This is a genomic window from Nocardioides sp. BE266 (assembly GCF_031457855.1).
Taxonomy (GTDB): Bacteria; Actinomycetota; Actinomycetes; order Propionibacteriales; family Nocardioidaceae; genus Nocardioides.
This window is the reverse complement of sequence record NZ_JAURTI010000001.1, coordinates 127,823-152,633: the sequence shown is the minus strand read 5'-3', so window position 1 is coordinate 152,633 and position 24,811 is coordinate 127,823. Positions and strand designations below refer to the sequence as shown.

General features: G+C 71.8%; 22 protein-coding genes. 10 read left to right on the top strand and 12 right to left on the bottom strand.

What is annotated here, in order from left to right; translation table 11 throughout:
* Positions 1-43 precede the first annotated feature (43 nt).
* Entirely contained in the window at positions 44-1,837 is a 1,794-nt protein-coding gene (locus J2X46_RS00730; protein WP_310245645.1) for a 3-hydroxybutyryl-CoA dehydrogenase, read from the top strand.
* Between the two features lie 25 nt (positions 1,838-1,862).
* Here J2X46_RS00730 and J2X46_RS00725 read toward each other — a convergent pair whose 3' ends face one another.
* The 3 genes from J2X46_RS00725 to J2X46_RS00715 all read right to left on the bottom strand — a co-directional run bounded on the left by J2X46_RS00725 (position 1,863) and on the right by J2X46_RS00715 (position 5,433).
* A complete protein-coding gene (locus J2X46_RS00725; RefSeq protein WP_310245642.1) occupies positions 1,863-2,402 on the bottom strand; it encodes a hypothetical protein in 540 nt (179 codons plus the stop codon).
* 85 nt (positions 2,403-2,487) lie between these two features.
* The gene (locus J2X46_RS00720) at positions 2,488-2,949 is read right to left on the bottom strand and encodes a VOC family protein (RefSeq protein WP_310245639.1); all 462 of its coding nucleotides are present in this window, start codon (positions 2,947-2,949) and stop codon (positions 2,488-2,490) included.
* A 57-nt stretch (positions 2,950-3,006) separates the two neighbouring features.
* Positions 3,007-5,433 carry a LuxR C-terminal-related transcriptional regulator gene (locus J2X46_RS00715; protein ID WP_310245637.1) on the bottom strand — a complete coding sequence of 809 codons (2,427 nt, stop codon included), beginning with the start codon at positions 5,431-5,433 and terminating at the stop codon, positions 3,007-3,009.
* 225 nt (positions 5,434-5,658) lie between these two features.
* On the opposite strand from J2X46_RS00715, the gene J2X46_RS00710 reads away from it, so the two are divergent.
* From J2X46_RS00710 to J2X46_RS00700, 3 genes are all read left to right on the top strand, one after another.
* A complete protein-coding gene (locus tag J2X46_RS00710) occupies positions 5,659-6,420 on the top strand; it encodes a hypothetical protein (RefSeq protein ID WP_310245635.1) in 762 nt (253 codons plus the stop codon).
* A gap of 75 nt (positions 6,421-6,495) precedes the next feature.
* Positions 6,496-7,953, top strand: coding sequence for an MFS transporter (locus tag J2X46_RS00705; RefSeq protein ID WP_310245630.1), 1,458 nt, complete (start codon positions 6,496-6,498; stop codon positions 7,951-7,953).
* 28 nt (positions 7,954-7,981) lie between these two features.
* Positions 7,982-8,752 (top strand): alpha/beta fold hydrolase, encoded by a 771-nt coding sequence (locus tag J2X46_RS00700; RefSeq protein ID WP_310245628.1) that lies wholly within the window; start codon positions 7,982-7,984, stop codon positions 8,750-8,752.
* Between the two features lie 16 nt (positions 8,753-8,768).
* Here J2X46_RS00700 and J2X46_RS00695 read toward each other — a convergent pair whose 3' ends face one another.
* Entirely contained in the window at positions 8,769-9,305 is a 537-nt protein-coding gene (locus J2X46_RS00695; protein WP_310245625.1) for a CGNR zinc finger domain-containing protein, read from the bottom strand.
* 38 nt (positions 9,306-9,343) lie between these two features.
* On the opposite strand from J2X46_RS00695, the gene J2X46_RS00690 reads away from it, so the two are divergent.
* Positions 9,344-10,339, top strand: coding sequence for a DMT family transporter (locus J2X46_RS00690; protein ID WP_310245621.1), 996 nt, complete (start codon positions 9,344-9,346; stop codon positions 10,337-10,339).
* Here J2X46_RS00690 and J2X46_RS00685 read toward each other — a convergent pair.
* From J2X46_RS00685 to J2X46_RS00665, 5 genes are all read right to left on the bottom strand, one after another.
* Complete coding sequence (locus tag J2X46_RS00685; protein WP_310245618.1) at positions 10,317-11,411, bottom strand: AI-2E family transporter; 1,095 nt, start codon at positions 11,409-11,411, stop codon at positions 10,317-10,319. The genes J2X46_RS00690 and J2X46_RS00685 overlap by 23 nt on opposite strands.
* 203 nt (positions 11,412-11,614) lie before the next feature.
* Complete coding sequence (locus J2X46_RS00680) at positions 11,615-13,051, bottom strand: hypothetical protein (protein WP_310245616.1); 1,437 nt, start codon at positions 13,049-13,051, stop codon at positions 11,615-11,617.
* Positions 13,052-13,200: 149 nt separating this feature from the next.
* A complete protein-coding gene (gene ccrA / locus J2X46_RS00675; RefSeq protein ID WP_310245614.1) occupies positions 13,201-14,541 on the bottom strand; it encodes a crotonyl-CoA carboxylase/reductase in 1,341 nt (446 codons plus the stop codon).
* Positions 14,542-14,655: 114 nt separating this feature from the next.
* Positions 14,656-15,108: a methylmalonyl-CoA epimerase gene (gene mce / locus J2X46_RS00670; protein ID WP_310245612.1), complete on the bottom strand. Its 453-nt coding sequence runs from the start codon at positions 15,106-15,108 to the stop codon at positions 14,656-14,658.
* A 114-nt stretch (positions 15,109-15,222) separates the two neighbouring features.
* Positions 15,223-15,978, bottom strand: coding sequence for a LamG-like jellyroll fold domain-containing protein (locus tag J2X46_RS00665; RefSeq protein WP_310245611.1), 756 nt, complete (start codon positions 15,976-15,978; stop codon positions 15,223-15,225).
* Between the two features lie 241 nt (positions 15,979-16,219).
* Between J2X46_RS00665 and J2X46_RS00660 the strand changes: the two genes are divergently transcribed.
* Entirely contained in the window at positions 16,220-17,404 is a 1,185-nt protein-coding gene (locus J2X46_RS00660) for an acetyl-CoA C-acetyltransferase (protein ID WP_310245608.1), read from the top strand.
* A 28-nt stretch (positions 17,405-17,432) separates the two neighbouring features.
* Complete coding sequence (gene meaB / locus J2X46_RS00655; RefSeq protein ID WP_310245606.1) at positions 17,433-18,392, top strand: methylmalonyl Co-A mutase-associated GTPase MeaB; 960 nt, start codon at positions 17,433-17,435, stop codon at positions 18,390-18,392.
* On the opposite strand, the gene J2X46_RS00650 is transcribed toward meaB, so the two are convergent.
* Positions 18,383-18,961, bottom strand: coding sequence for a hypothetical protein (locus J2X46_RS00650; RefSeq protein WP_310245604.1), 579 nt, complete (start codon positions 18,959-18,961; stop codon positions 18,383-18,385). The genes meaB and J2X46_RS00650 overlap by 10 nt on opposite strands.
* Before the next feature lie 125 nt (positions 18,962-19,086).
* On the opposite strand from J2X46_RS00650, the gene J2X46_RS00645 reads away from it, so the two are divergent.
* Both J2X46_RS00645 and J2X46_RS00640 read left to right on the top strand, forming a co-directional pair.
* Entirely contained in the window at positions 19,087-19,728 is a 642-nt protein-coding gene (locus J2X46_RS00645; RefSeq protein WP_310245602.1) for a TetR family transcriptional regulator, read from the top strand.
* Between the two features lies 1 nt (position 19,729).
* Positions 19,730-22,285, top strand: a complete 2,556-nt coding sequence (locus J2X46_RS00640) for an MMPL family transporter (RefSeq protein ID WP_310245600.1) — start codon at positions 19,730-19,732, stop codon at positions 22,283-22,285.
* Between the two features lie 4 nt (positions 22,286-22,289).
* Here the strand turns inward: J2X46_RS00640 and J2X46_RS00635 are convergent, their stop codons facing one another.
* Positions 22,290-23,015 carry an SDR family oxidoreductase gene (locus J2X46_RS00635; RefSeq protein WP_310245598.1) on the bottom strand — a complete coding sequence of 242 codons (726 nt, stop codon included), beginning with the start codon at positions 23,013-23,015 and terminating at the stop codon, positions 22,290-22,292.
* Between the two features lie 104 nt (positions 23,016-23,119).
* Complete coding sequence (locus J2X46_RS00630; protein ID WP_310245595.1) at positions 23,120-23,707, bottom strand: GtrA family protein; 588 nt, start codon at positions 23,705-23,707, stop codon at positions 23,120-23,122.
* 162 nt (positions 23,708-23,869) lie between these two features.
* Here J2X46_RS00630 and J2X46_RS00625 point away from each other — a divergent pair, with 162 nt between their 5' ends.
* Complete coding sequence (locus J2X46_RS00625) at positions 23,870-24,802, top strand: tetratricopeptide repeat protein (RefSeq protein WP_310245593.1); 933 nt, start codon at positions 23,870-23,872, stop codon at positions 24,800-24,802.
* Positions 24,803-24,811: the final 9 nt, after the last annotated feature.

Here is a 24,811-nt window from a genome sequence, read left to right as displayed (position 1 = left end):
TTCCCACATTCGCGATGCGCGGACGGCATGGGAGCATGCGTCCATGACTGACACGGCTACTCGCGAGTTCACCACCATCGGCGTGATCGGCCTCGGCACCATGGGCGCCGGCATCGCCGAGGTCTTCGCGCGCAACGGCTACGACGTCATCGGCGTCGAGCTCAACGACACGGGCGTCGAGCGGGGCCGGCAGCACCTCGAGCACTCCACGGGCCGCGCGGTGAAGCGCGAGAAGATGACCGACGAGCAGCAGGCCGAGCTCCTCGGCCGGATCACGCTGACCACCGCGATGGAGGAGCTCGCCAAGGCCGACCTCGTCGTCGAGGCGGTCGTCGAGTCGCTCGAGGTCAAGAAGTCGATCTTCCGCACGCTGGACGGCATCGTCCGCGACGACGCCGTGCTCGCGACCAACACCTCGTCGCTGAGCGTCACCGAGATCTCCACGGCCAACTCCAAGCCCGGCCGCGTCATCGGCGTCCACTTCTTCAACCCCGCGCCCGTGCAGAACCTCGTCGAGATCATCCGCACGGTGGTCACCGAGCCGGAAGTGCTCTCGCAGGTCCAGGGCCTGCTGCGCGACCTCGGCAAGAACCCGGTCGTGTGCGGCGACAAGGCCGGCTTCATCGCCAACACGCTCCTGTTCGGCTACCTCAACCACGCCGTGGCGATGTACGAGGGCAAGTACGCGTCGCGCGAAGACATCGACGCCGCGATGCGCTTCGGCTGCGGCTACCCCATGGGCCCGCTGGCGCTGCTCGACCTGATCGGGCTCGACACGGCCTACGAGATCCTCGACACGATGTACAAGCAGGGTCGCGACCGGCTGCACGCCCCCGCGCCGATCCTCAAGCAGTACGTCACCGCGGGCCTGCTCGGCCGCAAGTCGGGTCGCGGCTTCTACACCTACGAGGCCCCCGACTCCCCGATCGTCGTCGACGACGCCCACACGCCCAGCGAGGACGACAAGCCCCAGCTGCGCCACGACATCACGCTCGTCGGAGTCGTCGGCACCGGGACGATGGCCTCCGGCATCGTCGAGGTCTTCGCCAAGGCCGGCTACGACGTGCTGTTCACCGGCCGCGGTCAGGACAAGGTCGACGGCGTGGTCGCCACGATCACGAAGAACTTCGACAAGCAGATCCAGCGCGGTCGGGCGACCGAGGAGCAGAAGACCGAGGTCCTCGGCCGGGTGCGCGGCACCACCTCGCTCGACGACCTCAAGGACGTCGACCTCGTGGTCGAGGCGATCGCCGAGGACCTGGCGATCAAGACCACCCTCTTCGAGAACCTCGACGAGATCTGCAAGCCCGGCGCGATCCTGGCCACGACCACCTCCTCGCTGCCGATCATCTCGATGGCCAAGGTGACCAAGCGTCCCCAGGACGTCATCGGCATGCACTTCTTCAACCCGGCGGCGATCATGAAGCTCGTCGAGGTCGTCTCGACCGTGGCCACCGACGAGGCGGTCACCGAGAGCGTCCTCGCACTGTGCGAGAAGGTCGGCAAGGTGGCCGTGAAGTGCGGCGACCGCGCGGGCTTCATCGTCAACGCGCTGCTCTTCCCCTACCTCAACGACGCGGTGAAGATGCTCGAGGCGCACTACGCGACCGCGGACGACATCGACACCGCGATGAAGCAGGGCTGTGCGCTGCCGATGGGCCCCTTCGAGCTGCTCGACGTCGTCGGCAACGACGTCTCGCTGGCCATCCAGAAGGAGCTCTACCTCGAGTTCCGCGAGCCCGGCTTCTCGCCGGCGCCGCTGCTCGAGCACCTGGTCACCGCGGGCTACCTCGGTCGCAAGACCGGGCGAGGCTTCCGCGACTACAGCGCGCGCTGACCCACCGATCCGGCAGAGTGACGGATCAGATCGTTGACGAGATGGTGCGGGTCGCCGAGGTCGCCTGCGGCGACGTGGCGTAGGCGGTGAGCGAGGCGACCGTCGACGGGCTGTCTGTCCGCTTGACCACGAAGACCAGCTCGGGGGTCGACTGGTTGCTGTTGTCGAGCTTCCCGGTCCACGTGAACGTGTAGGTGAAGTTGCCGCCCGCGGGGCCGGACACCGAGCCGTCCGTCCAGCCCGTGCCGGAGACCGAGGAGGCCTTGCCTCCGGCGGCCACCGAAGCGGGGATCACCACGCTCACCGTCAGGCTCTTGACCGCCGGGCCGGTGGCGGACCACGCGCGCCGGACCTGGATCTTGCCCTCGATGCGGGTGGGGACGCCCGCACCCGTGTAGCTGGTCGGGTAGGCCGTGAAGGTGTCGAACACGAGTGACGCGGCTGCCGACGCGGCGTAGGCCGGTGCGGTGCCGGCAGCGACGATCACGGGTGCGGTCCACGCGGCGCCGAGCAGGGCACGACGAGAGGTGGCCGGGCCACCGTCCTGGGTCGTCAGGTCAGTCATGCAGACCGCCCTCCCTCGAAGCGGTGTGCGAGCGTACTGTCACTCGTTGATCATTGAACCACGTGCGGCCCCGAGGGCCAGGCGATCAGTCGAGGCAGAACTCGTTGCCCTCCGGGTCGGTCATGATGATGTGACCACCGCTCATGGGCGGGGCGGGCTCGTGCCGCTCCACCCGCGAGGCGCCGAGGGCGACGAGGCGCTCGCACTCGGTCTCGAGCGCGGACATCCGCTCGTCGCCCTCGAGGCCCGGGGCCGCGCGCAGGTCGAGGTGCACACGGTTCTTCGCGGTCTTGCCCTCGGGCACCCGCTGGAAGAACAGGCGCGGGCCGTCGCCGTCGGGGTCCTCGGCGGCGGATGCGGCGTTCCACTCCGACTCGGGCACCCCGAGCTCGGCGAGGAACGCGTGCCACGCCTCGAACACGTCCTGGCCGGGCTCGACGTCGCGCCCGGGCGGGGGTGGGTTGACGTAGCCCATCGCCTCGGCCCAGAAGTGGGAGAGGGCCTGTGGGTCGTGGGCGTCGAAGGTCACCTGGATGGTCCGGCTCATGGGAGCCATCATGCGCACACGCCACCGACAGTGCCCTGGGCGAGCGGAGGGCAGACGTCAGAGCGCCCGCTGCGACTGCTCCATCACCAGGGCCGCCAGCCGCGCCCGGGTGTTGATGTCGAGCTTGCGGTAGATGTGGGTGAGGTGCGCGTCGACGGTGCGCGGGGAGACGAAGAGCTCCTCGGCGATCTTGCGGCTGGTCAGGCCGTGGGCGACGCGGTCCGCGACCTGGCGCTCGGCGGCCGTCAGCGCGTCGAGCGCCGACGGGGGAGCCGTGGCCGGGCGGTTGAAGACGGCCGTGATCAGCGGCAGCGCGTCGGCCGAGAGGTCGTCGCCGTCGAGCCACTCCTCGGGCGCGGTGCCCGGCGAGATGTCGTAGTCGGCGGAGTAGCCCCAGCGCACCGCCATCCGCGGCGCACGGAGGGCGACGGCGGCAGCGGCGAGCGCCCGGGCCTCGGGCAGCTCGCGGGCGCGGGCGACACCGGCCAGCCCGTCGAGCACGTCGGCCGCGCGCAGGGGCAGGCGCATCGTGCGGCACTGCTCGAGCGCGGTGAGGTACGTCGTCGTGGCCTGGTCGAGGTCGCCGAGGTCCACCAGCGCCCGCCCGAGCAGCAGCCGCGCCTCCACCCCGTCGCGACCCAGCCGCGCGGAGTCGGCCAGCGCCACGACGTCGGCCGCGAGCCCTGCGGCCTGCCGGGTCTCGCCGCGCGCGAGCAGGTCGCGGCCGTCCTGGGCCAGGACCGGCAGCCGGACCGCCCACGGCAGCGTGTCGCGGTTCACCTCGGTGGGCTCCCACGTCGGGTCGAGCCCGCGCAGCATCGTCTCGGCCAGCAGCCCGACGCGGTCCTCGGCCAGCTCGCGGGCCTCCACCACCACGGCGCGGGTGCCGGCCACCGCCTCGGCGATGCGTCCCTGCTCGAGCGCGATCCGGGCCAGCACGGTGCGGGCGGAGAGGTCGATCCAGCGCTCGTCGCGGCTGGCGCGCGCGGGCATCGCCTCACCGGCGGCGCGGGTGGCCTCGGCGAAGCGGCCCTGCGAGGCGTAGACGTCGGCGAGGGTGCGCGTCGCCTGGCGGCGCATCGAGCCCTCGGGGTCGAGCGCGATGGCCCGCTTCGCCTCGCTCTCGGCGCTGACGAGGTCACCGGCGTCGAGGTGCATCTCGGCGCGGATCGAGGCGGTCTTGGCGAGCTGCTCCTCGGGGCGGGGCGCGGAGGAGGCGTGCTCGTCGGAGCGGTCGAGCAGCCAGAGGCCCTCGTAGGTGCCGCGCATCTCCGAGGCGGCGATGCCGGCGCGACGGGCGATCTGTGCGCCGATCGCCGGCGGACCGTCTCCGCTCGCGATCGCACCCTCGAGGATCTCGAGCGCCTCGCGGGCCCGCATCGAGGTGTAGAGCGAGGAGTAGATCCGGTTGGCGAGGGAGTAGCCCTCGGCGCGGGTCGCCGGGTCGGCGCACGCGGCGAGCACGGCGTGGCGCATGGCCGGCAGGTCGCGCAGCCACGCGGCGTCGGCCGCGCCGAAGTTGTCGTGCTCGGGCACGTTCGCCCCGGCCCAGCGGAGCAGCCCGGCGTCGACCGCCCGGGTGTCGCCCGGCCGCGCCAGCGCCCGCGCGCGGCCGCGGATGGGCGACAGCATGTCGAAGTGACCGCGGTGGTCGACCTCGAGCAGGCTGCGTCGTACGAGTCCACCGGCGAGCTCGGCCGCGTCGGGGACCGGGAGCTCCAGCACCTCGGCGAGGACGCCGAGGCCCACCGGGAAGTCGAGCAGGCCGATCCGGCGCAGTGCCGTGGCGCTGGCGTCGTCGAGCAGGTCGTGCGCAGAGTCGACGGCCTGGTCGAGGCTGACGGTGGACATCGCGTTGCTGAGCCCGACCAGCGCCGACTGCACGGCGACCTGCTCGATCAGCAGCGGCAGGCCGCCGGTGGCGCTCAGGAGTCGTCGTACCTCGTGGGCCTGGGCGGCGAGGTCCACCTGCTGCCCGCCGGCAGAGCGGATGCGCTTCAGGAACAGCTCGACGGCGGGGCCCTCGAGCGGCGAGCGAGGTGTGGGCACCGGCAGCGGCCCGACACGTACGACGGACTCGTAGGGCTGCCCGGCCGTGGTCCGGGCGGTCACAACCACGCGCGCGTCGCTGGTGCTCTCCAGGACCGACTGCAGCACCGGACCTGCGTCGGTGGCGTCGAGGTCGAGCCCGTCGAGGACGAGCAGTGTGTCGCGGCCGTCGACCGCGCGACCGAGCGCGCCGGTCAGCGAGTCGCCCGGGGCGGTCTCGGACTCCAGGCTCGCGAGCGCTGCGACGAGCACGTCGTCGAGGGTGCGCAGGTTGCGCGCGTCGACCCACGACGCGGGCGCGACCTCCGCGACGTGGCGCACCAGCAGGGTCTTCCCGCTGCCGGGAGGACCGACGACGGTGACCCACCGGGACTCGTCGATCGCCTCGTTGAGCGCGCGCTGGACGTCGTCTCGACCGAGGCACGGGGACAGCACGGGGCTGAATCTATCGGCTTACGTAGGAGAGATAGGTAGGACTACGGATGCTGACACCCGGGGTTTCGCGGGAACGTAGTCCTACGCCGAGAGCGGCGGGACCGCACAGGGGAGGGTCCCGCCGCCCGGCCGCCTCTCAGGAGCAGGTCGCACATCGTCGGGGGTCGATGCGCGACCTGCTCTTCGGGTTCTGGGGCAGTTGCGGCCGCTGCGTACGCTGTGGCCATGGAAATCGTCCTGCTGCTGGTCGTCCTCGGCGGTCTCACCGCGGTCGCGGTGGCGGCGGGCAAGTCGGGCAAGAAGCGCGAGCTGGCCCGCGCCGAGGCCGAGGTCGCACCGGTCAAGAAGCTCGCCGAGGAGGACGTCACCGCCCTCGGCGTCGAGCTGCAGGACCTCGACATGGACCTCGCCGGCACCGAGCTCGACGCCGGTGCCAACGCCGACTACCAGCGAGCGCTCGACTCCTACGAGTCGGCCAAGACGGCGGCCGCGGGCCTGACCCGCCCCGAGGACGTGCGCCACGTGACCGAGATCCTCGAGGACGGCCGCTATGCGATGGCCTGCGTGCGCGCCCGCGTCGCCGGTGAGCCGCTGCCGCAGCGCCGTCCGCCGTGCTTCTTCGACCCGCGCCACGGCCTGTCGGTGGCCGACGTCCCGTGGACCCCGCCCGGCGGCACGTCGCGCGACGTGCCCGCCTGCGCCCTCGACGTCGAGCGCGTCCGCGCCGGCGCCGAGCCCGACATCCGCAAGGTGATGGTCGGCTCGCGGCGGGTGCCCTACTGGCAGGGTGGCCGCGCCTACCAGCCCTACGCCCAGGGCTACTTCGGCGCCTTCTCGCCGATGGACTGGATGTTCATGGGCATGCTCTTCGGCGGTGGTTTCGACGGCCTGGGTGAGGGCATCGGCGCGATCGGCGAGGGCATCGGCGACCTCTTCGGTGGGATCGGCGACGGCATCGGCGACATGTTCGACGGCTTCGACTTCTGAGCCGGCACCGACCTCGGGCCCCTTCGTCCTTCAGGGTGTGCTGGGCCTCCGGAGGCAGGTCTAGCGTCCGAAGACATGGCCGGAGTCCAGACAGGCACCATCACCACTGACATCCCCGCACGGATGGATCGCCTGCCGTGGGCGCGCTGGCACTGGCTGGTCGTCATCGGCCTCGGCACCGTCTGGATCCTCGACGGCCTCGAGGTGACCATTGTCGGCTCGATGTCGGAGGCGCTCAAGCCGAGCGACACCGGCCTCGGCCTGTCGAGCTCCGACGTCGGCATGGCCGGCGCGATGTACGTCGCCGGGGCCTGCGTCGGCGCGCTCTTCTTCGGCCAGCTCACCGACCGGTTCGGCCGCAAGAAGCTCTTCCTGCTCACCCTCGGCGTCTACACGGTGGCGACGGTGCTGACGGCGTTCTCGATGAACCCGGCGTGGTACTTCGCCTGCCGCTTCCTCACCGGCACCGGCATCGGTGGCGAGTACGCCGCGATCAACTCCGCGATCGACGAGCTCATCCCGGCGAACTACCGCGGGCGGGTCGACGTGGCGGTCAACGGCTCGTTCTGGGTCGGCGCGGCGCTGGGCTCGCTGCTGACCATCCCGCTGCTCGACCCCGACGTCGTCGACCCGAGCTGGGGCTGGCGCTCCGCCTTCGCGCTCGGCGCGATCCTCGCGATCGGCATCCTGGTGGTGCGTCGCCACGTGCCCGAGAGCCCCCGGTGGCTCTTCATCCACGAGCGCGAGGACGAGGCGGAGCGCATCGTCCGCGACATCGAGAAGACGGTCGTCGACGAGACGGGCCGCGAGCTGCACGACGTCGACGACACGATCACCATCAGGCAGCGCAAGACGATCAGCCTGCCGCTCATCGCGAAGACCGTGTTCACGCTCTATCCCCGCCGCACGATCCTGTGCTTCTCGCTGTTCGTCGGGCAGGCGTTCCTCTACAACGCGTTCTTCTTCACCTACGGCGACACCCTCAGCACGTTCCTCGACGTGAAGCAGACCGGCTGGTACCTCGCGGTCTTCGCGGTCAGCAACTTCGTCGGCGCGCTCGTGCTCAGCCCGCTGTTCGACAGCATCGGCAGGGTGCGGATGATCGCCGGCACCTACATCCTCTCGGGCGCTCTGCTCGCGGTGGCCGGCGTGATGCTGGGCGATCTGAGCGCGACGACGCTGACGCTGTTCGGCGCGGTGACCTTCTTCTTCGCCTCCGCCGGAGCCAGCGCGGCGTACCTCACCGCCTCGGAGATCTTCCCGATGGAGACGCGGGCGCTGTGCATCGCCTTCTTCTACGCGATCGGCACAGCGGCCGGCGGCATCGCCGGCCCGCTGCTGTTCGGCAAGCTCATCGACAGCGCGAGCAGCGACGGCGACATCACCGGCATCGCGATCGGCTACTTCATCGGCGCCGCCCTGATGATCGCCGGCGGGATCGTCGAGATCTTCCTCGGGGTCAAGGCCGAGGGCCAGTCGCTCGAGGACATCGCCCAGCCGCTGACCGCCGAGGACCAGCCCTCCCGCGTCTGAGCAGACGCCCCTGCGCGAGGATGGGACCGTGAGCCTGCACACCACGGTCCTCGGCGACCACGGCCCGACCGTCGCGTTCGCCCACGGCCTCTTCGGGCAGGGCAAGAACTGGACCCAGATCGCCAAGGCGCTCAGCGCCGACCACCGCGTGGTGCTCATCGACATGCCCAACCACGGCCGCTCGCCGTGGACCGAGACGTTCGACTACCTCGACCTCGCCGACCAGGTCGCCGAGACGCTGCGCCCGGAGGGCGAGGTCGCGCTCGTCGGCCACTCGATGGGCGGCAAGATCGCGATGTGTCTCGCGCTGCGGCACCCCGAGCTGGTCGAGCGGCTCGCCGTGGTCGACATCGCGCCGGTGGCCTACGACAGCGGGCGCGAGTTCGTCGGCTACATCGAGACCATGCGCGCGCTCGACCTGACCCGCATCGAGCGGCGCGACCAGGCCGAGGAGGCGCTGCGCGAGGCGGTGCCCAACCCCGTCGTGCGCAGCTTCCTCCTGCAGAACCTCCGCCGCACCGACGACGGCTGGCACTGGCAGGTCAACCTCGACCTGCTGGGGGAGGAGATGGCCGGGCTGGTCGGCTGGCCCGACGCCGAGCTGGGCGAGTCGTCGTACGACGGCCCGGTGCTGTGGGTGGGCGGGGCCGACTCCGACTACATCAGCGACGAGAGCGCCGGCGAGATGGACCGCCGGTTCCCACGCAACCGGCGGGTGCTGATCAAGGGAGCCGGCCACTGGGTGCACTCCGAGCAGCCGGAGATCTTCCTCGAGGTGCTGCGCCGCTTCCTGCCCTGAGCGGGCGAGCGGTCCGTCAGGAGCGCTGGCGGGCCCGGTAGGCCGCGACGGCCTCGCGGTTGCCGCAGGTGGTGGAGCAGTAGCGCCGCGAGCGGTTGCGCGACAGGTCGAGGACGACGTCCTCGCAGTCGTCGGCGGCGCAGCGGGCCAGGCGCGACATCTCGTCGGCGCGGATCACGTCGACCATCGCCATCGCGGTCTCCACCACCACGCGCTCCTCGAGCGGGCGATCCGGGTCGACGGCGTGCAGGTGCCAGTCCCAGGTGTCGTGGCGCTGGAGCTGGGGGAGCGCCTTCGCCTTGGCCAGCATGGTGTTCACGAGGTCGGCGGCCTCGTCGCGCTCGGCCAGCAGCAGGCCGCGCAGGGCCGGACGGAGACGTCGTACGGCGTCGAGCTCGGCGGGCGTCGCGTCGTGCCGACCGGTGTAGGACCACCCGACGAGGAAGGCCGACAGGTCCTCCACCGTCCCGAGCGGCTGGCCGGGCTCGTCGGTCGAGTTGGCCAGCGCGACGGCCGCCTGGAGCGCGGCGTCGGTGTCATCCGTGAAAAGCATGTTGACACATTACACGGACGGTCCCTAGTGTCATGGGCGTGACGCGCTTGACTCATGACGCGACCTCGTCGAGGACGGCCAGCGGCCTGCTCCTCGCGGTGGCGTCCGCGACCTCCTTCGGCCTGTCAGGCGCGCTCGCGCGCGGCCTGCTCGACACCGGGTGGAGCGCCGGCGCGACCGTCGCCCTCCGGATCGGCATCGCCGCCCTGGTGCTGGTGGTGCCCGGAGCGATGGCCCTGCGGGGGCAGTGGCACCTGCTGCGCACCAACGCCGGCCTGGTCGGCGTCTACGGCATGGGGGCGGTGGCCGGCGCGCAGCTGTGCTTCTTCTACGCCGTCACCTACATGCAGGTCAGCGTGGCGCTCCTGCTGGAGTACACCGCTCCGGTGGCCGTCGTCGTGTGGCTGTGGCTGCGCCACGGCCAGCGGCCCTCGCGCCTGACGCTCGTCGGCGGCTCGATCGCCGCGGCAGGTCTCGTCCTCGTGCTGGACGTCGTCTCCGGTGCCGACCTCAGCACGGTCGGCGTGCTCTGGGCGCTGGCCGCCATGCTCGGCGTGACGACGTACTTCATCATCTCCGCCGACGAGGGCAACGGGCTGCCCGGCATCACCCTGGCTGCCGGCGGCCTCGTGGTCGGCGGCGCGATCCTGCTCGCTGCGGGCGCGACCGGCATCCTGCCGTTCGACGCCTCGACCGCCGACGCCGTGTACGACGGTCGGGCAGTCGCGTGGTGGATCCCGGTCGTCGTGCTCGGCCTGGTCACCGCGGCCTTCTCCTACGTCACCGGGATCGCCGCGGGCCGCCGCCTCGGGAGCCGCCTCGCGTCGTTCGTCGCGCTGGGGGAAGTGCTGGCGGCGGTGGTCTGGTCGTGGGTGCTCCTCGGTGAGCTGCCGCGGCCACTGCAGCTCGCGGGCGGGCTGCTCGTGCTGGTCGGCGTCGTCGTGGTCAAGCTCGGCGAGGGTCGCGCGCAGTTGCTGGTCGAGCCGCTGCCCGAGCCGGAACCCGAACCCCTCAGCGAGCGTCCTGCCGCTTGAGGAACACCTCGCGGTGCAGCAGGAGCAGCGCCGCCGCGACCGGCACCGCGAGCAGGGCGCCGATGATCCCGAGGAGCGAGCCACCGATGAGCGCTGCGATCACCGTGACCGCGCCGGGGATGTCGACGGCGCGCTTCATGATCCGCGGTGAGATCAGGTAGGACTCGAGCTGCTGGTAGGCGATGTAGTAGATCGCTGCGACCAGCGCGACGGTCGGTGAGACCGTGAGCGCCAGCAGCGTCATGATCACCCCACTGACCACCGCACCGAGCACCGGGATCAGGCTGAGCAGGCCGACGATGAAGGCGAGCGCGAAGCTGTAGTCGCCCAGCCCGACGATCCAGGTGAAGATCAGCGTGCTGATTCCGGCGCACACGGCGACGAGGAAGGCGCCGGAGACGTAGGCGCCGGTGCTCCGGATGATCTTGTCGCCGAGCTCGCTGACCCGGGGACGGCGCGAGGCCGGCGCCAGGCTGTAGCCCGCGTGCTTGATGCTCGGCAGCGAGGCGAGGAAGTAGATCATCAGCACCAGCACGATGAAGGCGTTGGTCACGGCGGACAGGACCGCGAGGCCGAAGCCGAGGGCGCCGCCGAATGCTCGCTGGGTGAAGTCACCGTCGGTGACGTAGTCCTGGATCTTGTCGATCACCGAGAAGCGGTCGTCGAGCTGCTGGACGTAGGAGTTCTTCTGGAGGTCGGTGAACCAGCCCGGCGCGTTGGTGGTGATCAGCGCGATCTGGTCGCTGATGACCGGCGCCACCGCGCCGACGAACAGGGCGAGCACCGCGATCACGACGACCAGCACCAGGACGACCGCGAAGCCGCGGCGCATCCCACGCCGCATGAACCACTCGACGACCGGGTTGAGGCCCACCGCCAGGAACATCGCGAGCACCAGCAGCACCAGGATCGAGGAGATGCTCAGCACCTGTTGGGTGAGGAACACCGCGAACACCGCACCGAGCGCACCGAAGAACCCGATGTTGAAGGGCGAGTGGCGCAGCAGCGGCACCGGTCCGATCGTGTGGTCGGCAGGTGGCTCGGGGTACGACGGCAGGTCGGGGCTGACCACCAGGTCGGTGGCGTTGTCGATGCGCTCGGCGATGGCGGCAGACGACTCGGCCGCGTCCTCCGCGGCCTCGACCGCAGCCTCCTGGGCGTCCTGCGCGATGCCGGCGGCGTTGTCGGCCCGCTCGGCCGCCGACTCCGCCCGCTCGGCGGCGTCGACCGCCCCGGCCGCCCCGGGCTCGAGCTCGGAACCGGCGTCCGGGCCGCTCAGGACTCGTCCTCGCCGAACCCGGCGACCACGTCGCGCAGGGCGCCGAGCTGGGCCGTGATGGCGTCGCGGCGCTTGGTGACCCGCTCGACCTCGGACTGGATGTTGGCCAGCTCGCGCTCGGCCTCCGCGTGCTTGGTCGCGGTGATCGAGTCGGCCTGCGTCCGGGCGGAGGCGACGACCTGCTCGGCCTCGCGGCGGGCCCGGCTGAGCAGGCCCTCGGCCTCGCTCTGGGCCTGGGAGCGGTGGGTGTTGGCCTGGGCGGTCGCCTCGCGGGCCCGCTGCTCGGCGGCGTTGGCGCGCTCCTCGGCCTCGCTGACGAGGCGCTGGGTCTCCGCGGTGGCGTTGCTGTGGTGGTCGGCCGCCTCGCGGGTCAGCCGCTCCTTCTCCACCGCCAGCGTCCGGCGCGCCTCCTGCACCTCACGGTCTGCCGCCGCGCGGGCCTGCTCGGCCTCGCGGGTCGCGGTGGTGCGCATCTCGTTGGTCTCCTGCTGCGCGGCGAGCCGCAGCTGGTCGGCCTCGCGCCGCGCCGCGGCCAACAGGTCCTCGGCCTCCGCCCTGGCCATCGAGCGCTCGGTCTCGGCGTCGGCGGTGAGGCGCGAGCGCATCTCGTCGAGCTCCTTGAGCTGGACCATGCGCATGTCGTCGGCCTCGCGCGCGGCGTCGGCGCGGATGCTCTCGGCGTCACGGCCGGCGGCCTTGCGGATCTCCTCGGCGTCGCGCCGGCCCGCCGTACGGACGTCGGTGGCCTCGTCCTCGGCGAGCTTGAGCATCGAGGTGGCCCGGCCGCCGAGGCCGGCGTAGGTCGGGTTCGCGTTCTCCTCGAGCTCGGCCCGGAGGCGGGCGAGCTCGGACTCGAGCTCGATCACCCGCTCCTCGCTGCTGGCCAGGCTGCTGGCCAGGCCGGACTTCTCCGACTGGAGCTGGCCCACGCGCTGGTCGACGGCGGCCTTGTCGTAGCCGCCACGGCGCACCTGGGGGAGCGGCGCGGGCGCAGGTACGACCGGGCGGGCCGCCACCGGGGTCGGGGCAGGGGTCGGGGCAGGGGTCGGGGCAGGCGCGGGAGCCGGCGACGAGGCCCGGATCGGCGCGGTGGCCGGCGCAGGCTCGGCGGCCCGCTTCGGGGCCGCGGCGGGTGCCGGCGGCGGGATGATCGGCGCCTTGCGGGTCGCCTCCGGGTCGGGCGTCACCACCGGCTTCTCGGCCGGCTTCTCGGCGGCCTTCTCCGCCGGCTCTGCCGGCGCGGCAGCCTTGGGTGCCGCCGGCTTGGCGGCCGTCTTGGCGGCAGGCTTCTCCGCCGGCTTCTCGGCAGGCTTCTCCGCCGTGGCAGGAGCAGGCTGGTCCTTCGGCACCACCGGGAGCACCTGGGTCTCCTCGGCCGACTCGTCGGAGGACTCCGGCTCGTCGAAGATGGACAGGCCCTGGTCGGAGCTCATGCTGCGACACCCACTCTCACGTCGTACGGACTGCGTCGGTGCCAGTGTCTCCGATGCCGTCGAACAAACACACCCCGGCTCGCGGGCGCTCTGCATTCGAGCGGGCGAACCGGGGTGTGACGAATCTCAACATGCCCCGAAGGGGTGGGTCAGACCCCCCGGAAGCGGTTGATCGCGGTCTCGTGCTGGGCGCGCATCTCGTGGTCGAGGACGCCCTGGCCCTCCTCGGGGGCCAGGCACAGCACGCCGACCTTGCCCTGGTGGGCGTTCTGGTGGACGTCGAGCGAGGCCTGGCCGACCTCGTCGAGCGTGTAGGTGCGCGACAGCGTCGGGTGGATCTTGCCCTTTGCGATGAGGCGGTTGGCCTCCCACGACTCGCGGTAGTTGGCGAAGTGGCTGGAGATGATGCGCTTGAGGTTCATCCACAGGTAGCGGTTGTCGTACTCGTGCATGTAGCCCGAGGTCGAGGCGCAGGTGGTGATGGTGCCGCCCTTGCGGGTGACGAAGACCGAGGCGCCGAAGGTCTCGCGACCCGGGTGCTCGAAGACGATGTCGATGTCCTCGCCGCCGGTGAGCTCACGGATGCGGGCGCCGAAGCGCTTCCACTCGCGCGGGTCCTGCTCGGTGCCCTCGTCGTTCCAGAACTTGTAGCCCTCCTCCGAGCGGTTGATGATCAGCTCGGCGCCCATGCTGCGGGCGATCTGGGCCTTCTCCTCGTTGGAGACCACGCACACCGGGGTGGCGCCGCCGTTGAGGGCGTACTGCGTGGCGAAGCCGCCGAGGCCACCGGAGGCGCCCCAGATGAGGACGTTGTCGCCCTGCTTCATGTCGCCGCCGTTCTTGCTCACCAGCTGGCGGTACGCCGTGCAGTTGACGAGGCCGGGGGAGGCGGCCTCCTCCCAGGTGAGGTGCTCGGGCTTGGGCATCAGCTGGTTGGCCTTGACCATCGCCACGTCGGCGAGGCCGCCGAAGTTGGTCTCGAAGCCCCAGATCCGCTGCTCGGTGTCGAGCATCGTGTCGTTGTGGCCGTCGGGGCCCTCGAGCTCGACGGACAGGCAGTGCGCGACGACGCGGTCGCCCGGCTTCCACTTGGTGACGCCGGGACCGGTCTTCAGCACCACGCCGGCCAGGTCGGAGCCGACCACGTGGTAGGGCAGGTCGTGGCGCTTGGTCAGCTCGGAGTTGCGGCCGTAGCGCTCGAGGAAGCCGAAGGTGGAGACGGGCTCGAAGATCGAGGTCCACACGGTGTTGTAGTTGATGGCGCTCGCCATCACGGCCACGAAGGCCTCACCGGGGCCGAGCTCGGGCAGCGGCACCTCGTCGACGTGGAGCGACTTGCGCGGGTCCTTCTCCTTGGCCGTGAGGCCCTCGAACATGTCGACCTCGTCCTTCTTCACGAAGGCGGCGCGGTAGGACTCGGGGAGCTCGAGGCTGGCGAAGTCCTCCGACGTGGCGTTGCCGGACTGGATGGCTTCGAGGATGTTCTGCACGGGTGTCTCCTGGAATCAGGGGGCGAATCTCGGGCTGTGAGGCATCGGTGTCACGATCGAGGGCGAAGATACCGGCGAGTAACCTCGCGCGGGTGGAGGTGTGAGATACCTCGCTCAGTGGGAGGTCGCCGCAGGCTCGACCAGCTCGACCAGCACGCCGCCCGCGTCCTTGGGGTGGATGAAGTTGACGCGGCTGTCGGACGTGCCGCGCTTGGGGGCGTCGTACAGCAGGCGGAGGCCGCGCTCGCGCAGCACGTCGGCGACGTGCTCGACGTCCTCGACGCGGAAGGCCAGCTGCTGGATGCCCTGGCCGTTGCGCTCGAGGAATTTGGCGATGGTCGACTCGGGGGTCAGCGGGGCCAGCAGCTGGATGCAGGAGCCGGAGTCGCCGACGCCCACCATCGCCTCGCGGACGCCCTGCTCCTCGTTGGTCTCCTCGTGGAGGACCTGCATGCCGTAGGCGTCGCGGTAGAACGTCATGGCCTCGTCGAGGTCGGGCACGGCGATGCCGACGTGGTCGATCGCGGTGAAGAGGTGGCGCACGTCGGCAGGCAGGTCGGGGGTCATGGAGCACATCGTGTACGACGGCGCGCTCAGGGGCGAGGGGGTGTGACCGTCGCCACTCCCTCTCGCCCCCGTCGCCCCTGTCGTCGTGGGTGGCCGGGCGTGCCCGGCCGGGTGTCAGCCCAGGCTGGCGGTGCGGTCGTAACGACCGAGGACGGCCGCGCCGTCGATGTCGCCGACGAAGCCGAGCGGGCTGGCGCACGGGCCGCCGTAGTCGCCGACGTAGAAGTCGTCGCCGTTGGGCATGCCGTAGTAGACGTCGACCGCGGCCGGGACCGGAGTGCCCACCTGCCGGCCGTCGACCCAGAGCCGGATGGACTGGCCGTCGAAGGCGCCCATCACGGTGTGCCACGCACCGTCCCAGATCCCGGCACCTGCGTCGGCCGAGCGGAAGACGGTCGTGCCGTCGGAGACGTAGAACACCAGGCCTCCGTCGCCGCCGGTGAAGAGGCCGTAGGACGCGTTCTCGCACTGGAACGCCCCCTTCGACATCACGTAGCGGAAGGCGCCCGGGCCGGTGCTGCGCACGCGGGCCAGGACGGTGACACCGTCCGGCTCCAGCGACGGGGCGTCGGCCATCCGCACGCTCTGTGCGCCGTTGAAGCGGAGCGCGGACTGCTTGAAGAAGAGGAACCTGGGCAGTGAGACCCACGTCGGGTCGGCGGCGTCGGCACCTGCGGTGGTGCCGAGCTGGCCCCGGTTGCCGTTGAAGGAGAGGTCGTAGGCCACCTGGCCGGACCCCTCGTCGAACAGCCAGAGCCCACCCACGCCCCCGGCACGGGCGCTCGCCGGCGGTGCGGCGAGCACGGTGCCGAGCAGGGCGGCCGTGGCCAGCGCGACGGCGGAGGTCAGGGTGCGGCGTACTCGTGACATGGGCGCTCCTCGGAGACGTCGGGTCGGCCCCGAGGCCGCGGTGTGCCCAGCCCACCACCTCGGCGACCCCTGCGGCTCCGGGCGGGGGGCCGCTCCCTCATTTTGGTGAGCACTTCGGGGTGTGACGTGTGCCTCACAGGTGAAGGGTCGCTAACCCCTGCCGGACCCGCCACGCTGGTGGGTATCGTCCGAAGGAGCAGCACGTCTGCCGGACCCACCCCCGCACGCCTGGAGGAACAACATGCCCACGTCCGTGATCGTCGCCGGTGCCCGCACCCCGATCGGCCGCCTGCTGGGCGGCCTCAAGGACCAGTCGGCCGCCGACCTCGGTGGCGTCGCCATCAAGGGTGCGCTCGAGAAGGCCGGCGTGACCGGCGAGCAGGTCGACTACGTGATCATGGGCCAGGTCATCCAGGCCGGCACGGGCCAGATCACCGCCCGCCAGGCCGCGGTCAAGGGCGGCATCCCGATGGACGTCCCGTCGATCACCATCAACAAGGTGTGCCTCTCGGGCATCAACGCGATCGCGATGGCCGACCAGCTGATCCGTGCCGGCGAGCACGACGTGGTCGTGGCCGGTGGCATGGAGTCGATGACGCAGGCCCCGCACCTGCTGCCGAAGAGCCGCGAGGGCTTCAAGTACGGCGACACCGCGCTGGTCGACTCGATGGCCTACGACGCCCTCTACGACCAGTTCACCCACCAGGCGATGATCAACCTGACCGACGGTTGCAACGCCGCCGGCGCCAACCTCACCCGCGAGGAGCAGGACGCGTTCTCGGCCCAGTCGCACCAGCGCGCGGCTCTGGCCTGGAAGAACGGCCTCTTCGACGACGAGGTCGTCCCGGTCACCATCTCCACGCGCAAGGGCGACATCACCGTCGCCGAGGACGAGGGCGTGCGCGGCGACACCACCGCGGAGAGCCTTGCCGGCCTCCGCCCGGTCGCCAAGGACGGCAGCATCACCGCCGGCTCGGCGTCGCAGATCTCCGACGGTGCCTGCGCCGTGGTCGTGATGAGCAAGGCGAAGGCCGAGGAGCTCGGTCTCACCTGGATCGCCGAGATCGGCGCGTCCGGCCAGGTGGCGGGTCCCGACTCCTCCCTCCAGCTCCAGCCGGCCAACGCGATCGCGAAGGCCGCCGCCAAGGAGGGCATCGAGGTCTCCGACATCGACCTCTTCGAGCTCAACGAGGCCTTCGCCGCCGTCGGCATCGAGTCGGCCCGCCAGCTCGGCGTCAGCGAGGACAAGGTCAACGTCAACGGCGGCGCGATCGCGCTCGGCCACCCGGTCGGCATGTCCGGCGCCCGCATCGTGCTGACGCTCGCCCTCGAGCTCAAGCGTCGCGGTGGTGGCGTCGGCGCGGCCGCGCTGTGCGGCGGTGGCGGCCAGGGCGACGCGCTGATCATCCGCGTCCCGGCCTCCTGACAGAGCTCCTGATCGGGAGGTGGCGCGCGTGACCCGGCGGGGTGCCCTCGCGGTGCCCGACCTGGTCGCGCGCGCACGCACCGGCGACCCCGCTGCGGTCGCCCGGCTCATCACGCTGGTCGAGGACGCCTCCCCGCTGCTGCGCGAGGTGATGTCCGCGCTGCAGGAGCACGCGGGCCGCGCCCACGTCCTCGGCATCACCGGGGCCCCGGGCGTCGGGAAGTCCACGTCGACCAACGCGCTGGTGGCTGCCATGCGGCGGGCCGGCAAGCGGGTCGGCGTGCTCGCCGTTGACCCGTCCTCGCCCTTCTCCGGCGGCGCACTGCTGGGCGACCGGGTGCGGATGGGCGACCACGCGCTCGACAAGGACGTCTACATCCGCTCGATGGGCGCGCGGGGCCACCTCGGCGGGCTGGCCTGGTCGACCCCGCAGGCCGTGCGGGTGCTCGACGCGGCCGGCTGCGACGTGGTGATCGTCGAGACCGTCGGTGTCGGCCAGAGCGAGGTCGAGGTGGCCGGCCTGGCCGACACCACGCTCGTGCTCCTCGCGCCGGGCATGGGCGACGGGATCCAGGCCGCCAAGGCGGGGATCCTGGAGATCGGTGACGTGTACGCCGTCAACAAGGCCGACCGCGAGGGCGCCGACCGGACCCGCCGCGAGCTCCGGACGATGCTCTCGATGGCCGAGCGCCGCGACGGTGCGTGGCGGCCGCCGGTGCTCCAGACGGTCGCCAGCACGGGGCAGGGGATCGACGAGCTGCTGGCCGAGGTCGACCGGCATGCCGCCTGGCTGGCGGAGTCGGGCGAGCGCGCTCGTCGTCGTACGGCACGGGCGCGGCGGGAGGTCGAGGCGATCGCCCTGGCCGCGCTGCGCGAGCGCTGGGGGCAGGCAGGCGGCAGCGCCGACCTGGACCTGTTGGCCGGACGGGTCGCCTCAGGTGAGGTGGACCCCTATGCCGCGGCCGACGAGCTGCTGGCTCAGGGCTGACCAGCCAGCAGCCCGCGGAGCTCCTCGGCCGCGCGACGCGTCTGCGTGATGAGGGGAGTGGCGATGGTGGCGCCGTCGGCGGTCACCGCGAGGACGTGCTGGCCCATCTCGGTGCCGTGGACCGGGGCGACGACGGTGTGTGTGATGCCGGCGGTCAGGTGCACAGACTCGAGCCCGGACTCGTTGAGGGCAGCGGCAGCGCCGAAGAGCACGCCCGTCAGGTTCGAGGCGCGGGCCACGTCGGCGGACGCCAGGCCGTAGGTCGCCACGGCGCCTCCCGCCGAGCTGCACAGGACCACCGAGGAGACGTTGTCGAGCTCGCGGCACAGCATCTTGACGACCGGGAGCCAGCGCTCCTGGACCTGCGTCGCCCACGCGATGCGGACCTGGGCCAGGTCGAGCGCCAGGCGCTCTGACTGGACGGGCCCCGTTGGCCCCTCGTGCGTCGGGTGCGCCATCCGCGCCGCGATCTGCTCGCGGCGGTGCTGGGACACGCGGCCGGCCCAGACGGCGCGGGAGGGGGAGATCAGCTCGGTCAACGGGGGCTGTCCTTCCGAGTCGGTGGGCACGTTGCCCTCCTGTGGGTGGCTTGTGGCGTTGTGTGCATGAACCGTAACCGCGCGTCGCAGTTCGCGAGGCGTTTCCGGAGAACTCTACTTGCACGCCAGTGCAAAGTTGCACTACGGTGCAGATCATGACCTTGCAGATCAGCGGCGCCCGCGAGCGCCGCAAGCTCGAGACCCGCGCGGCCCTCACGGCCGCGGCGATCGAGGTCCTGGTCGAGGAGGGGCTCGAGGAGCTCACCGCCGACCGCATCGCCGAGGTGGCCGGCGTCTCGCGCCGCACCCTGTTCAACTACTTCCCGCGCGTCGAGGACGTGCTGACGGCCTCCCTCGAGGCCGCGACCGCGGAGACCATCGACGCCATCGTCGACCGTCCGGCCGACGAGCCGCTGCGCACCTCGGCGCTGGTCGTCCTCGAGGCGATGATCGACGGGCCCGTCTTCGCCCAGGCCCGTGAGCTGGAGCGGGCGGCGGGCCGCTCGACCGCCACCCGCCGCTTCCTGCTCGAGTTCGAGGACCGGCAGCGCGCCGCCCTCGAGGAGGGCCTGCGTCGCCGGCTGGGCCCCGACGCCGACCCGATCTACGTCGCCAGCCTGGCCGCCGCCTCGTTCGGCGCGCTCTGCGCGGTCACCCGCCTGGCTGTCTCCGCGTCCGCCGACGAGACGCAGGCCGCCGAGCTCCACAGGGTCTGGATCCGCCGGGCCATGGAGCACCTCTTCGCCGGCTTCGACGAGGCCGATGCCTTCCCCGCACGTCCCGAGATGGAGAACTGACGTGGCCACCCTGCTCCACCGACTCGGCCTGTTCTCGGCCCGTCGCCCGATCGCCGTGCTGCTCGCCTGGCTCTTCGTGATGGCCGCCGCCGTGGGCGGCATGGCCACCCTGTCGCGCCCGCTCAGCAACGAGTTCGAGATCCCGAACAGCGAGTTCGGGCGCGTGCTCGACGAGCTGGGCCAGGAGATCCCTGCCGTCGCGGGCGGCACCGGCACCGTCGTGGTGCACAGCGCCGACGGCTTCACCGCCGAGCAGAAGGCCGCCCTGCGCGACACCATGGCCGAGTGGAAGGACCTGCCCCACGTCACCGACGTGATGGACCCCTGGGACCTCCAGCGCCAGCTCGACAGCTCCGACGACCAGCTCGCCAAGGGCGAGCGGCGTCTCGTCAAGGGCCAGGAGCAGTACGACACCGGCCGCGCGCAGCTCATCGGCCTCGAGAACTACCTCGCCGACCACCCGGCGAAGGCCACACCCGAGCTCGAGCAGCAGCTCGCCGACGGTCGTACGCAGCTCGCCGAGGCCGAGGCGAAGCTCAGCGCGGGCTGGGATGCCTATCACGCGGGTCGCGACCTGCGGTCCGCCGGCGAGGGCGTCTCCTTCGTCAGCAGCGACGGCACGACCGCGCTCGTGCAGGTCCGCTTCGACACCCAGACCCAGCAGCTCGACCCGGCGGTCCTCGAGGCCGTGCCTGAGGCGGGCGCGGCTCTCGCCGACGCCGGGATCGAGGCCGACTACGGCCAGGAGCTGACCATGAGCCGCGAGGTCGGCGGCATCGGCGAGATCATCGGCGTGGTCGCCGCAGGCGTCGTGCTCCTGGTCATGCTCGGCTCGCTCGTGCTGGCCGGCCTGCCGCTCGCCATCGCGCTGGTCGGCGTCGGCGTCAGCCTGACGATCGGCATCGCCACCACGCACTGGATCGACCTCCAGCAGATGGCACCGGTGCTCGGGATGATGCTCGGGCTCGCCGTCGGCATCGACTACGCCCTCTTCATCGTCAACCGCCACCGGCGCCAGCTCGCCGAGCTCACCGCCGACGGCACGGAGCCGACCAAGGACAGGATCCGCGCCAGCATCGCGCTGGCGACCGGCACCGCCGGCTCGGCCGTCGTGGTCGCCGGCACGACGGTGGTGATCGCGCTGGCCGCACTCGCGGTCTCGGGCATCCCGACGCTGCTCCAGATGGGCCTGCTCGCCGCCTTCACCGTCGCGGTCACCGTCCTGGTCGCGCTGACCCTCACGCCCGCGCTGCTGTCGCTGGTCGGTCGCCGCGCGGTGCCCAAGCGGTCGCGTCGCAGCCCCGCATCGTCGACGCACGACGGCTGGCCGCAGCGCTGGGTCGGCGTGGTCACCCGCCGTCCGCGTGCGGCGACCGCGCTCGTCACGCTCGTGATGCTGGTGCTTGCACTGCCTGCCCTCTCGATGCGGCTCGGCCTCCCCGACGGCTCGTCGGAGCCGCAGGACTCGACCGCCTACCAGGCCTACGAGCGCGTCGCCGACAGCTTCGGCCCGGGCAGCAACGGACCCCTGCTCCTCGCGGCGGAGTACGACGCCCCGGTGGCCGACGACGACCTCGTGGCGGAAGAGGCCAAGGTCGCCCGCGCCGTGCTCACCGTCGACGACCGCGTCTCGGTGCTGCCGATCGGCACCAGCGAGGACCGTCGCACCATCGCCTTCCAGGTCGTGCCCGCCGAGGGCCCGTCCGCGGAGTCGACGGTCGAGCTCGTGCAGGGGCTGCGCCGGCTCGCCGACGGCGACGCCGCGCGGGAGGGCTCCTGGCTCGACCTGAGCCAGGTCATCGGCGACGCCAACCCCAGCGGCGAGCAGCTGCTGGGCGACGACGTCGAGCTCGGCCTGACCGGCGCCACCGTGGCCAACATCGAGGTGTCGGAGCGCCTCGCGGGCGCGCTCCCGCTCTACCTGACGATGGTCATCGGCCTCTCGCTGGTGCTGCTGACGATCGTGTTCCGCTCGATCCTGGTCCCGCTGGTCGCGACCGCGGGCTTCCTGCTCTCCGTGGCGGCCAGCTTCGGCGCGATCGTCGCGGTCTACCAGTGGGGCTGGCTCGGCTCGCTCTTCGACGTGCACGACCCGTCGGCGGTGTTCAGCTTCATGCCGACGCTGCTGATCGGCATCCTGTTCGGCCTGGCCATGGACTACCAGATGTTCCTGGTCTCCGGCATGCACGAGGCCTACGTCCACGGCAAGGACGCGCGTACGGCGGTCCGCGTGGGCTTCTCCTCGGGCGCCCGCGTGGTGGCTGCTGCGGCGCTGATCATGGTCGCGGTCTTCTCCGGCTTCATCTGGGCCGAGATGACGATGGCGCGCTCGATCGGCTTCGGCCTCGCGGTCGGCGTCTTCCTCGACGCCTTCCTGGTCAGGATGACGTTCACTCCCGCGGTGCTCTCGATGCTGGGCGACCGCGCCTGGTGGCTGCCGCGGTGGCTCGACCGCCTGCTGCCCAACCTCGACGTCGAGGGCGCGGCGCTGGCCGAGCGGCTCTCGGCGCAGCAGGAGACGGCGGAGCCGGAGCGCGAGCTAGCCCCGGTCGGCTGACCGATCAGCTCAGGCGCAGCGTCTGGCCGGTGACGCGGGAGGCGCCGCTGCTGGCGAGGAACAAGGTGGCCTCGGCCACCGCCTCGCTCACCCGCTGGCCGCGCACGAGGGTGTCGCCGGCGAGCCGGCTGCGGACGCTCGACGCCGCGACCGGGGCGTACTGGCGGGGGAGCACCGCGCGCTGGCGCTGCAGCACGGAGTTGACCCGGACGCCCAGGCCCGCCCACTGCTCGCCGGCGCGCGCCGTCGACTCGATGAGCTGGGACTGCGCCGCCTCCGGGGTGGTGGAGAGCTCCAGCCACCTGCTGACGGCGCCGGTGTTGATCACGCAGCCGCCGCCCTGGGCCGGGCTCTGGCCGAGCTTGAGCCGCAGCCGGGTGGTGAGGAAGGTCGGGCCGAGCAGGCCGGAGCGGGCGGCCTCGGCGACGAACGCCCGCTCACCGGCAGGCAGGTCGAACGGCAGGTGGCACGAGGCCGCGAGCACGAGCACGTCGATGGGGCCGATCACCCCGACCAGGTTGTCGATCGACTCCTGGCGGGCGAGGTTCACCGACTCGTAGTCGAACTGCGAGAGGTCGGTGTCGTAGAGCGCGCGCAGCATCATCGTGCCGGTGACGGTCACGGACGCGCCGGACCTGGCGAAGGCGGAGGCGATCGTGTGCCCCTCGCCGCGTGTCCCCCCGACCACCAGCACCTCGTAGCCGGTGAAGTCGTACGACCCCGAAGTCATGCCGCCTGTCGCCCCTCCCGTCGAACCCCGGGGCATTTTCTACCACGGGCTGGGTACGCCTAGATAGGTGAGGCTGTGCTCAGTTCAGGCACAGTTCGACACGCTCAGACCACATCGTCCCCAGCCATCACTTCCTCCTCACGGGTGGGGTCCTGGAGGTCGAGCCGGCCGGTCCGGACGGCCGCGAAGGTCCAGAGCTTGTTGAACACGAACGACAGCGGAGTGACCAGTGCGATCACGATGAGCTGCGACCAGTAGAGGCGGTTGCGCAGGCCCGTGGAGTCGTCGAAGACGTGGGTCGGCAGGCTCACCGGCGAGTGCGGGTGCATCAGCAGGGTGAGCAGCGCGAGGCCCACTGCCTGGCCGCCGAGGCCGACCACGAGGAACGGCCAGTACTCGTTCCACCACCGGGTGCGCCGGGTGGTCTGGAAGGTCCATGACCGGTTGAGCTGGAAGTTCGAGAGGTTGGCGACGAGGAACGCGATGGTGGAGTAGACGTGGTACCAGCGCAGGTTGAACTCCGAGGTGCCCAGCCCGACGACGGCGTCGTCGAAGTGGGGGCCGAGCTTGCGCAGCACGATGAGCGTCACCATGTTCACCAGGACGCCTGAGGCCCCGACGACCCCGAAGCGTGCGAGGAGGCCGAGGTTGCGGCGGTGGCGCGTCGACAGCGCGGCTCCCCGAGGTCCCATGTCGCGAGCCTAGCGGCGAGCGACGAAGGAGCTCGCCACTATCAGCGAGAGAGGTCGAGTGATCCCGCGGCCGAGGGACGAGGTCGCGACGGATCGTATCGAGACCCGGACCCTGGCCGACCGGAGCGGCGCCGCGTGGCGGCTCTCCCTAGGATTGGTCCCATGACGCAGCAGCCGTTCAGCCGTCCAGGTGCCATCGACCTCTCCGGGCTCGGTCAGCCCGCACGCCCAGCCCCGGCCGGGACGCCGGCGGGCGGGGGAGCTGCGGCAGGGTCGTCGTACAGCGTCGTGGTGGACGAGCAGAGCTTCCAGGGCCTGCTCGAGCAGTCCATGACGGCCCCCGTGCTGCTGGTGTTCTACTCGCGCAGCCGGATGCCGGAGAGCGGCCAGCTCGCCGACGACCTCGACACCGTGGTCGGTGAGCACGAGGGGCGCTTCCTCCTCGGCCTCGTCGACATCGACGCCGCACCCCAGATCGCCCAGGCGATGCAGATCCCGTCGATCCCGCTCGTCGTCGCCGTGGTGGACGGCCGGCCGATGCCGCTGTTCCAGGACCCGCTGCCGATCGAGGAGCTGCGCGCCGCGCTGACCCAGGTGGGCCAGCAGCTCACCGCGCAGGGCATCACCGGCCGCCACCAGCCCCGCTCCGCGGCCCCCGCTGCCGAGGGCGAGGAGGAGGTCGTCGACCCGCGCTACGCGCCGGCGCAGGACGCGCTCGCCGCCGGCGACATCGACGCCGCCGTCGCGGAGTACCAGAAGCTCGTCGACGCCAACCCCGCCGACGTCGAGGCCGCCGGTGGCCTGGCGATCGCGAAGGTCATGCAGCGCACCCAGGGCGTCGACCTCAACGAGGCGCGTGCCGCCGCGGCCGAGAACCCGGACGACGTGGACGCGCAGACCATGGTCGCCGACCTCGACATGCTCGGCGGCCACGTCGAGGACGCGTTCACCCGGCTGGTGAACCTCGTCGCCCGCACGGCCGACCCCGAGCGGGCCAAGGCCCGCGACCACCTGCTCGCGCTGTTCGCCGCGGTCGGCAACGACGACCCGCGCGTGCTCGCGGGCCGCCGCAACCTGGCGTCGGCGCTCTTCTGACCGGCGCCC